Below are 392 nucleotides of genomic sequence, written 5' to 3'. Positions count from 1 at the left end.
ATTTATTTTGCTCATCGGACACGCATTTTGTTAAAATGAAGGCCGATGAGTAATACGTGTCTGTCAGATTAAGTTTGAGCTACTATAGTTTTATGCTTATTGATATAATCATAAACGATTACATTCTTCGTTAGGCTACTTGCCTCCCGTTGAATTTAAAAAATACTTACCCCTTAATTTTTTTGTTTGAAAATGTGTTGCCATTCCAAAGTCTATGCTCGGCGAAAAGAGACCGTAGAGCGGAGCTTTGCTGATGCTAAACAACACCACGGACATCGCTATGCAAGATTTAGGGGAAGAAGGCTGATTCAAATGCAGTGTTTATTGGCCACAACGGCACAAAATATTAAGAAAATAGCGATAAAGCTATTTTTGTTACGTTTTTTAGGCCA

The 392-nt window shown here is 37.0% G+C and carries 1 pseudogene; it reads left to right on the top strand.

The annotated features are described in order from the left end of the window. Positions 1 to 207 precede the first annotated feature (207 nt). Positions 208 to 392 (top strand): annotated as a pseudogene (locus GQ590_RS12130) (transposase); the annotation flags it as partial.

Origin of the sequence: Gilliamella sp. Lep-s35 (genome assembly GCF_009795845.1) — a bacterium.
Lineage (GTDB): Bacteria > Pseudomonadota > Gammaproteobacteria > Enterobacterales > Orbaceae > Gilliamella.
This window is presented reverse-complemented; position numbering and strand designations above follow the sequence as displayed.